Source organism: Pontibacillus sp. ALD_SL1 (genome assembly GCF_017355605.1).
This window is the reverse complement of sequence record NZ_CP062974.1, coordinates 3628558-3643484: the sequence shown is the minus strand read 5'-3', so window position 1 is coordinate 3643484 and position 14927 is coordinate 3628558. Positions and strand designations below refer to the sequence as shown.

General features: G+C 42.0%; 13 protein-coding genes and 1 riboswitch. Of the genes, 9 read left to right on the top strand and 4 right to left on the bottom strand.

Annotated elements, in window-relative coordinates:
* Positions 1-94: 94 nt before the first annotated feature.
* The 6 genes from IMZ31_RS18055 (at position 95) to IMZ31_RS18030 (ending at position 7085) form a co-directional block, all read left to right on the top strand.
* On the top strand, positions 95-844 hold the full coding sequence (locus tag IMZ31_RS18055; RefSeq protein WP_207528624.1) for a MurR/RpiR family transcriptional regulator: 750 nt from the start codon (positions 95-97) through the stop codon (positions 842-844).
* A 12-nt stretch (positions 845-856) separates the two neighbouring features.
* Positions 857-2596 carry a phospho-sugar mutase gene (locus IMZ31_RS18050; RefSeq protein ID WP_207528623.1) on the top strand — a complete coding sequence of 580 codons (1740 nt, stop codon included), beginning with the start codon at positions 857-859 and terminating at the stop codon, positions 2594-2596.
* 488 nt (positions 2597-3084) lie between these two features.
* Positions 3085-3867 carry a TerC family protein gene (locus IMZ31_RS18045; RefSeq protein ID WP_207528622.1) on the top strand — a complete coding sequence of 261 codons (783 nt, stop codon included), beginning with the start codon at positions 3085-3087 and terminating at the stop codon, positions 3865-3867.
* 237 nt (positions 3868-4104) lie between these two features.
* Positions 4105-6141: a putative bifunctional diguanylate cyclase/phosphodiesterase gene (locus IMZ31_RS18040; RefSeq protein WP_207528621.1), complete on the top strand. Its 2037-nt coding sequence runs from the start codon at positions 4105-4107 to the stop codon at positions 6139-6141.
* A gap of 111 nt (positions 6142-6252) precedes the next feature.
* On the top strand, positions 6253-6447 hold the full coding sequence (locus IMZ31_RS18035; RefSeq protein WP_207528620.1) for an SE1561 family protein: 195 nt from the start codon (positions 6253-6255) through the stop codon (positions 6445-6447).
* On the top strand, positions 6447-7085 hold the full coding sequence (locus IMZ31_RS18030) for a hypothetical protein (RefSeq protein WP_207528619.1): 639 nt from the start codon (positions 6447-6449) through the stop codon (positions 7083-7085). The genes IMZ31_RS18035 and IMZ31_RS18030 overlap by 1 nt, the downstream gene beginning before the upstream one ends.
* Before the next feature lie 179 nt (positions 7086-7264).
* On the opposite strand, the gene IMZ31_RS18025 is transcribed toward IMZ31_RS18030, so the two are convergent.
* Together IMZ31_RS18025 and IMZ31_RS18020 are read right to left on the bottom strand one after the other, a co-directional pair.
* On the bottom strand, positions 7265-8290 hold the full coding sequence (locus tag IMZ31_RS18025) for a cytochrome d ubiquinol oxidase subunit II (RefSeq protein ID WP_207528618.1): 1026 nt from the start codon (positions 8288-8290) through the stop codon (positions 7265-7267).
* 3 nt (positions 8291-8293) lie between these two features.
* Complete coding sequence (locus IMZ31_RS18020) at positions 8294-9625, bottom strand: cytochrome ubiquinol oxidase subunit I (RefSeq protein ID WP_207528617.1); 1332 nt, start codon at positions 9623-9625, stop codon at positions 8294-8296.
* Positions 9626-9779: 154 nt separating this feature from the next.
* Between IMZ31_RS18020 and IMZ31_RS18015 the strand changes: the two genes are divergently transcribed.
* Positions 9780-10082 (top strand): EthD family reductase, encoded by a 303-nt coding sequence (locus IMZ31_RS18015; RefSeq protein WP_207528616.1) that lies wholly within the window; start codon positions 9780-9782, stop codon positions 10080-10082.
* 41 nt (positions 10083-10123) lie between these two features.
* On the opposite strand, the gene IMZ31_RS18010 is transcribed toward IMZ31_RS18015, so the two are convergent.
* Positions 10124-11044 (bottom strand): hypothetical protein, encoded by a 921-nt coding sequence (locus IMZ31_RS18010; RefSeq protein WP_207528615.1) that lies wholly within the window; start codon positions 11042-11044, stop codon positions 10124-10126.
* A 162-nt stretch (positions 11045-11206) separates the two neighbouring features.
* Between IMZ31_RS18010 and IMZ31_RS18005 the strand changes: the two genes are divergently transcribed.
* A complete protein-coding gene (locus tag IMZ31_RS18005; protein ID WP_207528614.1) occupies positions 11207-12406 on the top strand; it encodes an MFS transporter in 1200 nt (399 codons plus the stop codon).
* Positions 12407-12427: 21 nt separating this feature from the next.
* Here the strand turns inward: IMZ31_RS18005 and IMZ31_RS18000 are convergent, their stop codons facing one another.
* Entirely contained in the window at positions 12428-13897 is a 1470-nt protein-coding gene (locus IMZ31_RS18000; RefSeq protein ID WP_242705608.1) for a phytoene desaturase family protein, read from the bottom strand.
* 264 nt (positions 13898-14161) lie between these two features.
* Here IMZ31_RS18000 and IMZ31_RS17995 point away from each other — a divergent pair, with 264 nt between their 5' ends.
* Positions 14162-14608, top strand: a complete 447-nt coding sequence (locus IMZ31_RS17995) for an OsmC family protein (RefSeq protein WP_207528613.1) — start codon at positions 14162-14164, stop codon at positions 14606-14608.
* A 142-nt stretch (positions 14609-14750) separates the two neighbouring features.
* A riboswitch (FMN riboswitch) is annotated at positions 14751-14894 on the top strand.
* The last annotated feature ends 33 nt before the right edge of the window (positions 14895-14927 follow it).

Below are 14927 nucleotides of genomic sequence, written 5' to 3'. Positions count from 1 at the left end.
GCTTTTTTTGTCGTGATCTGTCACCAAGATACCCGCGATTACTTATCTGAATTATGTTATAATTTAACACGAATGTCCACAGAGGAGCCAGAATATGAAGACACCAGTTGATTTATTTACAGACAAAGTACATTTGCTTACACATGCTGAGCGTCACGTTCTAGCCTATATTGAATCCCACTTACCAAATGCAAAGCGTATGTCTTTGACAGAAATGGCGGAAGAAAACAATGTAAGTACGACTACGGTTGTAAGGATGTGCCACCATCTTGGTTTGAACGGATTTGCTGAGCTAAAGTATGTACTCAGAGATCATCATTCTTCTTCTGTTCGAAGAGCTGATAATATAGTAGACCAATATAAGTACGTTTTAGAACACGCGTTAGGTTCAATTGATGCTCAAGCAATTGAAGACGTTACTGATGCTATGAAGAAGGCTGTGAGAATTGTCGTCGTGGCCATTGGGTTAACAAAACCGCTTGGAGAGTACGTAAGCAAGAAACTTATGCAGATGAATAAGACAAGTACGTATTTGTACGAGCTACATATGATTCATCTATTGCCAAGCTGGATTGAAGAAGATGATTTAGTGTTATGTATCTCCTCGAGTGGCGAAGTGGAGCTACTGCTTGATTTGATTGAACAGTTGAATGCTCGTCGGATCCATTCGGTGGCTATTACCAATGCAAATTCTAGCTCACTAGCACAGCTCACATCCCAATCTTTGAATGCCAGGGTGCCTAAGACCTCATATGCAGGCTTTGACATAACGACAAGATCAACGTTAACACTCCTTTTAGATATGATATTTGAATCCTACATTCGTAAGACATTAAAACCATGAGGGGGAATCCATGTGACTTGGAAAACAACATTTGAACAGTGGAAGCAATATGAGGATTTAGAAACAGATCTCAAAACGAAGCTTGAAGAGCTAGAAGAAAATCCTTCAGAACTAGAAGATGCTTTCTATAAAACACTTGCGTTTGGAACAGGTGGAATGCGTGGTCTGTTAGGGCCTGGTACGAACCGTATGAACACGTATACAATCAGAAAAGCTGTAGAAGGACTTGCTTTATACATGCTTGATCATATTGAGGGAGCTCGTGAAAAGGGAGTAGCGATCGCTTATGATTCTCGCTACAAGTCAAAAGAATTTAGTATTGAAGCGGCTCGGGTTCTAGGAGCACATGGTATTAAAGCGTACGTATATGAGTCGCTTCGTCCTACTCCTTACCTTTCTTTTGCTGTTCGTCACCTTCAAACAGCAGCCGGAATTATGATTACGGCCAGTCATAACCCACCAGAATATAATGGATTTAAAGTTTATAATGAACAAGGAGCGCAAATGCCTCCTGAAGAGGCAAATAAATTAATATCGTACGTAAATAACGTAGAGAGCGAATTGACTGTTCAGGTGCGTGAGCAGGAAGAAATTGAACAATCCGACTTGCTTACATGGATCGGAGAAGATGTGGACAAAGCATACACGGATCGCTTGCTTGGAATTATTCGTAATCCACAAATGATTAAAGAACAATCGGATATTTCAATCGTCTTCACTCCTCTTCATGGAACAGCGTATCAACCTGTGTTGGAAGGATTAGAGCAAGCTGGTTTTAAGAACGTACATGTTGTTGAAGAGCAAGCTAAACCAGACCCAGAATTCTCTACAGTCTCTTCTCCAAACCCTGAAGAACACCAAGCCTTTGCTAAAGCCATTGAACTAGGAAAAGAAAAAGGGGCAGACCTTCTGATTGCTACAGACCCAGATGCCGACCGCTTAGGAGTAGCCGTTCAGAATGAAGAGGGGGAATATGTAGTTTTAACGGGTAATCAACTTGGTACATTAACGATTGACTACCTCCTTTCAGAGACGAAGCCTCTCCCTGAAGATGCTACGGTCATTAAGACGATTGTTACGACCGAAATGGGGCGTAAGGTTGCTGAGCATTATAATGCTCGTATGATTGAAACATTAACAGGCTTTAAATATATTGCAGAACAAATTGAATCCTTTAATCAAAACGGAACCGGAACGTTCTTGTATGGTTTTGAAGAAAGTTATGGATATTTAGTGGACGAGTATGTTCGCGATAAAGATGCGGTTCAAGCAGCGATTACAGCAAGTGAATTAGCTGCACACTGGCGCGGGCAAGGTAAGACGCTTTATGAAGCATTAACAGGACTATATGAGCAGCACGGCTATTACTTGGAAGGCCTACATTCTCTTACGTTAAAAGGGAAAGAGGGCACAGAGAAGATTCAGCAGATTATGGACCGCTTCCGTCAAGACCAACCCACTCAGTTTGGTTCCTATCGTGTAATCGCTGTGGAAGATTATTCGGATCAAACCCGTACATTTTTAGACGGAAGTGAATCTGAAAGGATTCAACTACCTCAGGAGAATGTAGTAAAATACGTCTTAGAAGAAGATGCCTGGTGCTGCCTACGCCCATCTGGAACAGAACCGAAGATCAAGTGCTACTTCGGGGTAAAAACAGATGCTTACGAAACAAGTTTGGAACGGTTGGATGAGTTGAAAGAAGCAATGGTTTCTAAAATGGAAGGTGTCATTGAAGGATCAGTGAAGTAATAGGTGAGACACTTGTTTTCCTACGCGTGAAAACAAGTGTCTTTTTTATGTCTGTTTTTAGGATACCTGCTTCTGAGTCGGGAAAACTGATATCTATAATGAACTCTTTTTGTAATAAGGGATAATGGATGCGTAGTAAAAACAAGTAAGGTGTAAAGGTTAAGATTGTGCTCTTCTTCGCACGAAGAGTGGTCAATCACAGCTGATTGTAAAGGTGTATGCTAACAAACAACAAGTGAAGACTATTATGTTATTGACAAAACTGCGAGGGCAGAATATGATAAAGGTAATTAAATAGTCGTTTCCTTCCTAAAGGGGAGTAGCTGTACAATAAAGTCGTCATTGCGAGAGAGATCTCCGGCTTTATTGGCAACGTTCACGTTGTTAGCAAGACCTTTACACAATCCTGTGTAAAGGTCTTTTTTTGATGGCCTTTACCACATGTGGTAAAGGCTATTTTTTATACTTTTAGATAAAGGAGAAAAGACATGGAACTTCAGTTGTTATTTGAGTATGGATGGGTATTGCTCGTGTTAGTCCTATTAGAGGGCATTTTGGCGGCGGATAATGCTCTTGTGCTAGCGGTAATGGTGAAGCACTTACCTGAAGAAAAACGTAAGAAGGCATTATTTTACGGGTTAGCAGGAGCGTTTATTTTACGAACTGGGTCGTTATTTATTATTTCGTTTCTTATTGATGTATGGCAAGTTCAAGCAATTGGAGCAGCATACCTCATCTTCATCTCAATCAACCATCTCTGGAAACAGAAGGTGAAGCGGAAGAAGTTAGATGAGGGCACGGAGGAAACAGAAGGAAAGAAGAGCGGTTTTTGGATGACGGTTTTCAAAGTAGAGTTAGCAGACATGGCCTTCGCGGTTGATTCTATTTTAGCAGCTGTTGCTCTTGCTGTTTCCTTACCTGAAACACCTCTTCCAGTCATCGGCAGTCTTGATGGCGGGAAGTTTCTTGTTGTCTTAGCAGGTGGAATGATCGGGATTATCATAATGCGGTTTGCCGCGAACAAGTTTGTAGACTTACTGAAGCGTAAGCCAGGGTTAGAAACAGCTGCCTTCATCATTGTTGGTTGGGTTGGCGTGAAACTTGTCGTGACCGTTCTGGCTCACCCATCACTACACATTCTTTCGCATGATTTCGCCCATTCCGTATTGTGGAAGGCCATTTTCTATAGCGTGTTGGTGCTCATTGCAGTAGGTGGGTGGTTCTTATCAAGTTCTGAGGAATCAGAAAGGTCCACAACCCAACATTCATAATCTGTATAAGAGAGGGGTCCAAAATGGGGCTCCTCTTTTCTTACGTATACATATCTTAAAAAGCCTGAAAGAGGGCTTTTTTATGTAGAATAATTGGAACAGAGATCAATTAAGTTCAAATTTTATAAAAGGCACACACAGAAAAAAACGCACCTTATTCTGTAAACCATTCCACATTTTCCATTTTTGTAATAAAATCTAAATAAAAAGACCCAGCGACTTTGGAGAGTGGTACACGTGCAAGAATTACTGGGGAACTATGATGGTGAAATTGTTTTACTTTCGATTATAGTGGCCGTCATTGGCTCCTATTTGGCTTTGGATAGTTGTCAGCACATTACGCGTTCTAGGAGAGAGATGAAACAGATTTGGTTAGGTGTTGGAGCTACAACAATGGGGTTAAGCATTTGGTCGATGCATTTTATTGGTATGACTGCTTTTAATGTGGGGATACCCATTCAATTTAATTGGTGGATGACCTTTCTCTCCATTCTTCCGGCAATTGGAGCATCTTACATTGCATTTTATGTTCTTGATAAAGAATTGGTAGGGAGGATCCGGATCGTTATTTCCGCGATCTTTATGGGAGTAGGGATTTCCTCAATGCATTATATTGGGATGAGGGCCGTGATTATACCTGGGGCAGTTATGGAATACGACCTATTCTTTGTTTACCTTTCTGTAATCGTAGCCATTGTTATCTCTTTGGTTGCCCTGTGGCTGTTTAAACTTGTTCAATTGAAACAGTCCTTAGCGATGAAAGGATTGAGTGCGATTTTAATGGGTAGTGGTGTTGCGGCTATGCACTATACAGGTATGGAAGCGGTCCGCTTTTCTGTAGAGGAGGGAACGATTCCATCAGGTGAATTGGGTGGAAATAAAGTATTCCTCATCTTATCTGTTTCTTTAATTATGTCCCTAGTATTATCAGCTGTTATTTTGCTTTCGCGAGTAGAGAGTCGGAGTACGATGCACTTAGCGTATTATGATTTTTTAACGGGGCTTCCGAACCGATTGCATTTTCTCATGAAGTATGAAGAGTTATTAAAAAAGGCAAGGAACAAACAACATAAGGTCGTTTGTATTCTGTTCGACGTCGACCATTTTAAATGGGTGAACGATTCATTTGGATATAAGGCAGGAGACAAAGTGCTCTATCAATTGGCAGAAACCATTACGTCCTTTGATAAACCGAACATCACTATTGCGCGTCTTGACGGAAACCGGTTTGGTGTATTGATTCGAAAGGACATATCTTATGGTGAACTTAGAGTCATGCTTGAGAACATTCAAGAGAAAGTTAAGAAGATGACATTCTCTTATGAACAATTCCAGTTTAAAACGACCCTTTCTGTTGGGGCGAGTATGAAGTTGTTTGATCCTGATTGTGAAGATGACTTATTCAGTGAAGCTGAACAAGCCCTTCATTTTGCTAAAGATATAGGGCGGAACACAGTTCAAATCTATGATCCTTCCATCCATTCAAATGAAAGAGGGCGTTTCTTGCTTTCAGAGATGCGACAGGCAGCCCAGCGCAACGAATTCTCGCTCATGTATCAGCCTAAAGTGACTGCCTCAACACTAGAGGTTACCAAGATAGAGGCGCTTATACGTTGGTATCATCCTTCACTTGGGTTTATATCTCCAGGGGAATTTATACCTCTAGCTGAAAAGAATGGCTTGATTGTTACCATTACAGATTGGGTCATGCGCACTGCATTCGAGCAATTGAAAACATGGGAAGTGAAGAATATTCCTATTGATCGGATTTCTATTAATGTTTCTGCCATTCATTTTCAATATGGAAATGTTTTTAAGATGGTCAGCGAGTTGATTAGCGAATATGAAATCGATCCAAATAAGGTGGAGCTTGAAATAACAGAAACCTCCGTTATGAGGAATATCGAAGAGGCAGTAAATACACTTAATCAATTAAAGGCATTTGGTGTTCGTATTGCGCTTGATGACTTTGGGACAGGTCTATCTTCACTTAACTATTTGCAACGACTGCCAATTGATACATTGAAGATTGATAAATCGTTTGTAGACGAGTTGGTCGAGGATAGGAAGCAACAAGCTATTGTATCGACTATTATTCATTTAGCTAAACATTTAGGCATGGAAGTGACGGTGGAAGGGGTGGAAGAGGCTGATCAGGCTGAGCTTCTCCTCTCGTATTTATGCGATTATATACAAGGATATTATTATTATAAGCCGATGCTAGCAGCAGAAATAGAGGAAACCTGTCTTGCATCAAGAAAAATTTTAGCATGATAAGAAATCCCTAGATTTCCGGAAGGTCGCGGGGGTTTCGATTGGAGCTAAGCTTTAGTAAAAGGTTTACTAATGTAGTGGTTAGAGAAAAGAATAGAGAGGAGGGATTCTATGGGGAAATCAGTACAAGATAAAGCATCACAGCTTCAATATTTAACAAACCGATTTCAAATTTTGTCTCAAGTCGTTGAAGCAATGGACGCAACGGATGCAGAAGCCGAAGATTTGGACCGTCTTTTACAAATGATGAAAGATCTTGAAGGGAAGGTTGAACGGTTTAAGAAAGACTGGGAGGCTGAACGCTAATGAGACAACTGAAATCAATTATGTTAGCGACTTGGCTTCTTTTTATCGTCTATGCCTTTGTCTTAGCTCCTATAGAAGATGGGGGGACGAACTATCTCAAGCAAATGATCACGATGGACTCACCTGACCCGTTATTGGTAACTGTATTTAGTCTGTTAGGAGTCTGGCCTATGGTGTTTGGGATTCTCTTAGTATCAAAAGACAAGGCAACTATACCAGCGTGGCCGTTTGTCCTTGGTTCATTCGCTTTAGGTGCTTTTGCTTTATTTCCATATTTTATATTTCATTACGAGAAGCGTAATAGGACTAACCGAACGTCACAAAGGCTTTATCGAACCGTTACTAATATATATTTTCCGCTCACCCTTTTCATTATATCAATAGCATTACTGCTATATGGCCTGGTTTATGGAAGTTTTTCAGACTATCAACAAGCCTTTTGGGAATCGCGTTTTGTACATACAATGACCATTGATTTTATGATGCTGACACTTCTTTCTTTACTCGGCATCTCCCATCATGCGTATTATCAAAACGATCGCTCATTAAGAAGCTACTGGCCACTTGGGTTTATCCCGTTGTTAGGACCGCTTATCTATATTTTAATTGCTGGGAAAAGAAACGTGGAAACAGAATAACCATTTTGCCAAGGTAAAAGCAGTACTAGTGCAGATGAGAACATCTGCACTAGTACTGCTTTTTGGTTTCTGGGATTATTTTAAAGGGAGTCTCACAATCTCCGTGGCGACCTTGGCTAATTGTCTCAGTCTCGAGTCTTCAATGCGTGAGCATTATCATGTAATGCTCACGCTTCAAGCTAATCTTGCTTTAAGTATCGTTTATCTTTCAGGAACAACTTCCAGTGAAGAATGAAAGCCGGAATCAGAATGCAAAGCCCGATGATATAGGCGATTAGCAACTGATTGAACATCGTTGGGTTTGTGAACCCTTCCTCAATGGTTAAGTGTGGATAGACCATATAAGGCAAGTGGGCAGAGCCATAAGCATAAATGGCAAACCCATATTGAAGCACAACGAACACGACAGATAAGCGTGAATATCCAAGTTGCCCATTTGGTCGCTTCACAAACAGTAACACGTATCCGATTAAAAATAGTGTAACGGACATGCCGAAGCCATAAAGGTTCTCACGGAAATTATCAACGATCCAGGATGCTTCTGGTGGCATGGTGAAGATGGTTAAAACAGCAACGATTAATGACAAAGGACCAAGCCAAATGGCGTGACGTCTGTACGTATGATAAGCCGAGTCATCTCCTGCTTCACGTGCGTAGTCGGCAAGGAATAACGCTGACAAAAACAAGGCTGTACTCAGTCCAAAGGCAATGTGCATATAGACCGTTACACTTGATAAGAGCTTCCCGTATAGGAGTTGAGGATACCCTTCTTCAAAAGCAATAAATCCTCCGAGTGTAATCGGCAAGATACTTACAAGTAAAGCGGGAAGTAACACTCCTGTTACCCCGGATGTGATGCGTAAAAGATCTTTGAAACGCTCTGTTTTTCCTTCGAAGACCATAAACGTCGTACGAACGGTCAGTAAAATTAGTCCCAAACCAACTGGGAGCAAAAGAACAGTTGCTAACATTCCGGCTGCAAAAGGGAAGAAAGCAACCAGAGTAACAACAAATAATACGAGAAATACATTGGTTACTTCCCATGTCGGAGATAGGAATCGGTTGGCGATTTTAGAAGCCGTGGAATCTTTTTTCTTTCCATAAACCATCCCCCAAAAACCAGCTCCAAAGTCCATAGATCCCGTAATGGAGTAAAGGAAAAGAATGCTCCAAAGAATAGTGACTGCAAGTAAGGATTCTTCCATTTCTTATACCCCTTTCTCGACAAGTTCTGTTTCAACAGGATGACGCTTAAAATAGGAGACCATCACGGCTACAGTAACGACAAGGAGAATCGCATATAATATTACGAATAAAACGAAAAGGATTCCGACATTGTTAGCTTGTGTGGCTGCGTCACTAGTCTTTAAGACATTGACAATCGTGTATGGCTGTCTGCCAATACAGCTGAAACACCACCCAGCCTCAATTCCAATAATTGCTAAAGGTCCTCCGCCTACAAATAGCGCAAGCATCCATCCAGGGAGCTCTCTTTTCAGAATCCACCTCCAGAAAATCGCCAAAAAGGATAGACCGATAAGCATAGTACCAATCCCGACCATGACGTTAAATAACGTATGGACGAACAGAGGGGGCCACAGTTCTTCAGGATACTCATTAAGTCCTTTCACTTCGGTGTCGAATCGATCTCCGGCGAGGAAGCTTAAGGCGTAAGGAATCTCGATCGCATACTTTACTTCCTGATCTTCACGCGACGTCCAGCCTCCAACAGAGAGGGGGGCGTGTGTAGTCGTTTCAAATAACCCCTCAGCTGCCGCTAATTTTCTAGGGTTGTATTCATGAAGCATTTGAGCTGTTTCATGTCCATTAATTGCAGTAGAAAGGGACATGATTGCGCCGATATAAATCGCAAGTGTAATGCTTTTCTTATGATAATGGCGTTCCTGATCTGAAATGTTGCTCTTTAAAAGGCGAGCTGCAGCAATAGATCCAACCAAGAAGGCAACCGTCATATAAGCAGAAACCGTGACGTGGATAGCGGTCACAACAAAGCTTGGATTGAAAAAGGCTCTCCAAGGATCAACATTGATGACTTCTCCATTGGCATTCATTTCAAAACCAGCTGGTGTGTTCATCCACGCGTGCGCATCTGTAATTAAAATAGCTGATGCAGCAGCGCCAATCGCAACGGAAGTAATACTGATTAAACGTAGCCATGTTGGCAGACGATCCGCTGCATAAAGGTAAATGGACATAAACACAGCTTCAATTAAGAAGGCAAAGATTTCAATTTGGAAAGGCAGTGCAATAACCTGGCCAACAATTTGCATAAAACCAGGGAATAATAGCGAAATTAAAACCCCGACAATCGTACCCGAGGCAATGGAAACGGCTAAGAGGATGGCAAAGCCTTTCGTCCATCGTTTCGACATAATTTTGTAGTCTTCATCTTTGGTTATAATATACATGATTTCAGCCACAATGATCATCAGGGGAACGCCTACCCCGATGGTGGCATAAATAATGTGAAAGCCCATCGACGTGCCAAATAAAGCACGTGCAAGCATAACTGTATCCACCACTACTCACCTCATTATTCGTTTCTTATCTGTTTTAGTTATGCCGTGCCCTATTGGAAATTATGCATGGATTTGGGGATGGTCCCACTATAGTTTCCTGGTCGTTTGTGGGTTAGGTTAATTGGGAATGTAGAAAGGCAGGAGGGATGAAACGATGGCAAAGATTTTGGTCATGTACCCACAACCAACGGATAAACAGAAATTTAAAGATCAACACGAAGAAGTCCACATACCCTTAGTTAATTCTGTAGAGGGTGTAAGGAATACTGTTATTCACTCTGTTGGACAAACGGTGAATGTAAAGGAAGACGTTTACTTAGTCGTAGAGATTGAATTTGATAATCAGGAAATATTACAACAAGCACTCTCTTCCGATCAGTGGCAGAAAGTCCAAGCGGATGTAGATAATCTTATGGAATACCTTACAGAAGCACCAAGTATGATTATTACAGAATAAAGCAAAACCCGGTTTCGCCTTTGTAGCGAAACCGGGTTTTGTTAGTTTGAAAGTCGATCGAAACGGCTCAAAGCACTAAGGGTGCCTTCTGTAAGAATACCGCTCCATTCTTGCTGTGCTTCTTCCCAAGCTTCAGGGTAATCATTCCATTCCCAAGTCGGGGTTAACTTCCCATCCTCTTCAATCTTCTCTACAAAGAAATCTAGGTTGTCCTCAATTTTAAAGTCCGGAATCCCGAATTTAGGAGAATCAGGTGATGGGATGAATTTAAGCGGGAAAGGAACATACTTCTCCCAGTTTTCCCTGTCTAATTTCACAAGAGATTGTACGGCTTTTGTTAATTGTCGTTCTACTTTTTCTGTGCGCTGGGACGGAATCATGGCGAACAGGCGTAAGTAACAGTAGATCTCGTGTTCTGATTCAAACGATTCTAATTGTAGGAAATGTTGCATGGCTTGATCGATGAGTTTTGGAATATGTAAGGCCGTTACGTACTCTTCAAATAAATATAAGTACCCGATTAACTCTGCACTTGGATTCCCCCAATTTTCATCAATCCAAGACATTCCGTTTTCGTGAACGGTCCACCAAAAAGCATGAGGGTAGTCGTTACTCTTCATTGGTACTGCTAGCCATCCCTGTCTTTCTTCTAGGAACGAATATTCTAAATATCTAATTGCTTCACGGATCATCGTGTCTGCTTTAGGTTCATCTGCAAATCGAACTAAGTGTTGTAGGGCAACAGAAGTTGCGATAGGAGATGAGTCCCGAAGCTGGATATCTGGTTCAAGTCCTTGACCAAAACCTCCGTCCACATTTTGATAGACGTGCAAAGCGTTTAAGACCTCATCCGCTGTTCCGTTCTCAAATTCGTATGCGAAAAGCGCCTTCTCAAGAGGTCGCCCCTTCATCATGATCCAGTTACGAGCTCTTTTAAATGCATCGTGTGATAATTGTTTCATGCAAATCCTCTCCTTTTTCTCCATTGTATCATCTCTGAGACTGTTCGCCTCGTGCTAGGCGTTATATCGAAGTAGGAACTTCCAATAAATGATGGGTATTGAACCTAATGTCTGTTACACAAATTAGCTGTAAGAACAATTTTAATAGTAGGAGTAATGTGTATGAAGGACAAACGGTGGGACTTACTGGCTCTGGCATCGATTCCTCTCATGATGACCCTTGGAAATTCCATGTTAATTCCTGTTCTGCCTCTTATGGAACGAGAGATGAATATTACTTCGTTTCAGTCTAGCTTAGTGATCACAATTTATTCAGTTATTGCAATTCCTCTTATTCCTGTGTTTGGATATTTTTCTGATAAATGGGGGAGGAAAAAAGTTATTATTCCGAGTCTTATTACGGTAGCAGTAGGAGGTGGAATTGCAACATTTGCGGCTTGGTCGTTACCAAATCCGTATTGGCTGATCTTAGTAGGTAGGTTTATACAAGGCATTGGAGCATCTGGAGCATTTCCTGTCGTCATCCCGACAGTTGGGGACATGTTCAAGGAGCAAAAAGAAATAAGTAAAGGACTTGGGATCATTGAAACGGCAAATACATTTGGCAAAGTGCTTAGTCCTGTGTTGGGAGCTTTTTTAGCTGTTGTTGTGTGGTACCTTCCGTTTTTGTTTATACCAATTCTGTCTTTGGTCTCCATTTTACTGGTTATTTTCCTAGTTAAGGTCCCAAAAGAAGAGGAAAAAGAAGTGGAATTAACATTGCATAAGTTTATAAAGAATACGAAAGATTTAATAATGGAAAATAAGCACTGGATCTTTTCCGTTTTTGTAACGGGTGGTGTGCTGATGTTTATATTATTTGGGTTGCTTTTTCATTTCTCTAGTGTTTTGGAAGATGATTTTAAGAAGATGGGATATGCAAAAGGATTATACTTAGCCGTTCCTCTTCTATTTCTTTGCATCGCATCTTACACGTCAGGGTGTAAAATCGGGGAAAACAAAGTCATGATGAAGTGGTTGATTGTAGCGGGTAATAGCATTGCTGCGCTAAGTTTCTTATTCATCAGGGACAACACCGGGTTAGTTCTGTTTTTAGTTATTTTGTCAGTGGCGGGGGCTGGTATCGGAACTGCTTTACCTTGTATGGATGCTTACATTACAGAGGGTGTGCCTAAGGAGGAAAGAGGAACGATTACGTCGATCTATAGTAGCATTCGCTTTGTTGGCGTCGCTGCTGGTCCTCCTATAATTGCAGTTATGATGAAAGAAATGCCAGAATTTATATATTATTGTTTTTCCGCTCTATGTATTCTTCTTGTTCTCGTGAATTGGTTATCCTTAGATACAAGTAAAAAAGGCTAACACTCGTGCTTCCTACGAGTGTTAGCCTTTTTGAATCTCCTCAGCTACCATCCATCCAGATAGAGAGGTTCCAAGCGTGCCTGCCCCTGGAAAAACAGTATCCCCGCATGCATAAATGCCTGTAAGACCTGTATAAACAGATTGGTGTTGTAACCAACTGAACCTTCCATTTGGGATGTATCCACCTACTCGACCTTTATCTCGTTTAACAAACCGTTCGAATGTAACCGGTGTGCCTGGCATTAAGACATTTATGGTAGATCTAAAGTCAGGAAAATGGGTTTCAATACCATTTAGTATTCGTTCGGTATACTTATCTTTTAAGTCTTCATAATCATCCCGCTTCCACCACTGCGCAACCTCTGTGTGAGTAGAGATCGTAATCGCTCTTTTATTAGGAGGAGCCATTTGAGTGTCATCCTTACCAGACAGGGAGAGAAGAAACTGGTTTCCTTCTGACAGTGGTTTCGCTTTATCCTGAATGATTTGGTGATATAACACGTCCTCTGGAAAGACGTCTTCTACTCCTATATAAAGCATAAACGCTCCCCAGGAAGAGGTGAGGTTGTCTTTTTGGATTGCGGATTGCTTATGAACCCTTTGGTCGAACAGGTGGTGGAAGTTATGAAGAGAGTTATTCAGTACGACTTTAGAGGCTTCGTATTGGCGTTCTCTGCGGCTTTTGACAACCCAGCGTCCATCTTTTGGGGTAATATGGAGGGCCGGTCTTCTAAGTAGAACCTCTCCGCCATTCGCCTTGATGGACTCCGCCAACTTTTCGGCTATAGTGGCAAGGCCTCCTTTTACAGAAAAAGCGCCTTTATGAAACGTTTGTAGGGCTGCATATCCAAGAAAAGCTGGGCATTGGTCTGCAGTCGTTTGAACACTGTCCATTAACTGTCCATTTAGGAAGGACATAAATGTCTCACTTTGATGAAGGTTATATGATTTAAGCCGATCCATTACCGTTTGAGTCATGTATGGAGTGAGTGCGATTGAATTGGGGTTCACGTATTTAAGAAGCTTTGGCCAGTCTTTCCACCGGTTTGGTGGGAATACGGGTAGATCTAAGAGCAGCTTATCAATGCGAGATCCGATCCTAAAGACCTCTTCATAAAATCGTTTCACTTGTTGGCTGCTTGCTGGGAATGCTCTGTCGACCTCTTGATACCATTGGTCTGTTTTCTGATAGTAACGAATCGTATCATTTGGTGTATAAATGTTCATGATCGTTTCAAGAGAGGTCATAGGAGGTAGTTCTATTTCAAGCTCTTCGAACAATCGTTTTAATACACCACCTTCTTCAAACCCCATCCCAACGGTAGCGCCAGCACCGAAGCGGTAACCATGGCGGTCGAATTTACCAGCACAACCACCAAGCTCATTAGAAGCTTCAAGCACAGCAACCGAATATCCCTTTTTAGCAAGCCTTGCAGCTGACGTTAATCCTCCAAACCCAGCCCCAACAACAATTACATCATACCGCTCCATATCCATACACCCTCTCACGAAACTTTACACCCATTATACAGCACCCTCCTTACACTGTCTTACGTTAGTAGGCTAAAGCGTGCCGGACACGCGTTGATGCTTTAGAGGGCTGCAGGGTGTCTGGCACGCGTCAGTGCTTTAGAGACCTGAAGGGTGTCTGACACCCTTCAGGTCATTACTGTGGTAAAGCGGGTGGCTTTGTTTTGAGGGGGAGGTGTGGTACGTTGGGTATAGTTAGGTTTTACTCTTAAAGGAGGCAGCACCATGCCAAAGCATTCTTTTCAACTCACAGCAGAATGGCCCGGTGGGCGCAATACTGTTGGTCAAATAGAGACAGATCGATTGAAAACCGAAATTTCAATTCCGCCAGAGATGGATGGACCAGGAGTCGGTACGAACCCTGATGAAATGCTTCTTGGAGCGGCAGCAACGTGTTATATCATCACACTTGGCGCAATGATTGAACGCGCTGAACTCCCTCTTCATGAGATGAGCATGACCTCAGAAGGGATTGTAGATGTAACGAAAGGTGTCATTTCATACGAAGAAATCATTCACCGTCCTGTAGTTTCTCTAAAAGAAGGGGCGACTGACGCTCAGTTTGAGAAGCTAAAGAAGCTTGTTGAAAAGGCGGAATCAAGCTGTATGATCTCAAGAGCGGTACAAGGCAATGTGAAGATCTCGCTTGAACCAACACTCTCGATTCAATAACGTCTAACTTTAGTATAGTGAAGCGTGCCTGGCACGCATTGGTACTTTAGTGTGATAAAGCGCATGGTGGGGTGTTTTTTCGTTGCGTGAGATTGTAAAATAAATTATAGTGTAAGTGTACAATGGAATATTGATAATCGAATAGTTCCTTCGGGGTCGGGTGCAAATCCCAACCGGCGGTGATCAAGCTTCGTCTTGCTAGCCCGCGACCCGCAGAGCATGCTCTGCGGCTGATTTGGTGAGAAACCAGAGCCGACGGTTAAAGTCCGGATGGGAGAAGGAATAGGAGTAGACTTTACTGGTGAAAAGTATAAAATCA

Excerpts from the sequence above, each read along its gene's own strand:
- IMZ31_RS18055 (WP_207528624.1), top strand. The coding sequence starts at position 95 with ATGAAGACACCAGTTGATTTATTTACAGACAAAGTACATTTGCTTACA.
- IMZ31_RS18045 (WP_207528622.1), top strand. The coding sequence starts at position 3,085 with ATGGAACTTCAGTTGTTATTTGAGTATGGATGGGTATTGCTCGTGTTA.
- IMZ31_RS18035 (WP_207528620.1), top strand. The coding sequence starts at position 6,253 with ATGGGGAAATCAGTACAAGATAAAGCATCACAGCTTCAATATTTAACA.
- IMZ31_RS18030 (WP_207528619.1), top strand. The coding sequence starts at position 6,447 with ATGAGACAACTGAAATCAATTATGTTAGCGACTTGGCTTCTTTTTATC.
- IMZ31_RS18025 (WP_207528618.1), bottom strand. The coding sequence starts at position 8,290 with ATGGAAGAATCCTTACTTGCAGTCACTATTCTTTGGAGCATTCTTTTC.
- IMZ31_RS18015 (WP_207528616.1), top strand. The coding sequence starts at position 9,780 with ATGGCAAAGATTTTGGTCATGTACCCACAACCAACGGATAAACAGAAA.
- IMZ31_RS18010 (WP_207528615.1), bottom strand. The coding sequence starts at position 11,044 with ATGAAACAATTATCACACGATGCATTTAAAAGAGCTCGTAACTGGATC.
- IMZ31_RS18005 (WP_207528614.1), top strand. The coding sequence starts at position 11,207 with ATGAAGGACAAACGGTGGGACTTACTGGCTCTGGCATCGATTCCTCTC.
- IMZ31_RS18000 (WP_242705608.1), bottom strand. The coding sequence starts at position 13,897 with ATGGAGCGGTATGATGTAATTGTTGTTGGGGCTGGGTTTGGAGGATTA.
- IMZ31_RS17995 (WP_207528613.1), top strand. The coding sequence starts at position 14,162 with ATGCCAAAGCATTCTTTTCAACTCACAGCAGAATGGCCCGGTGGGCGC.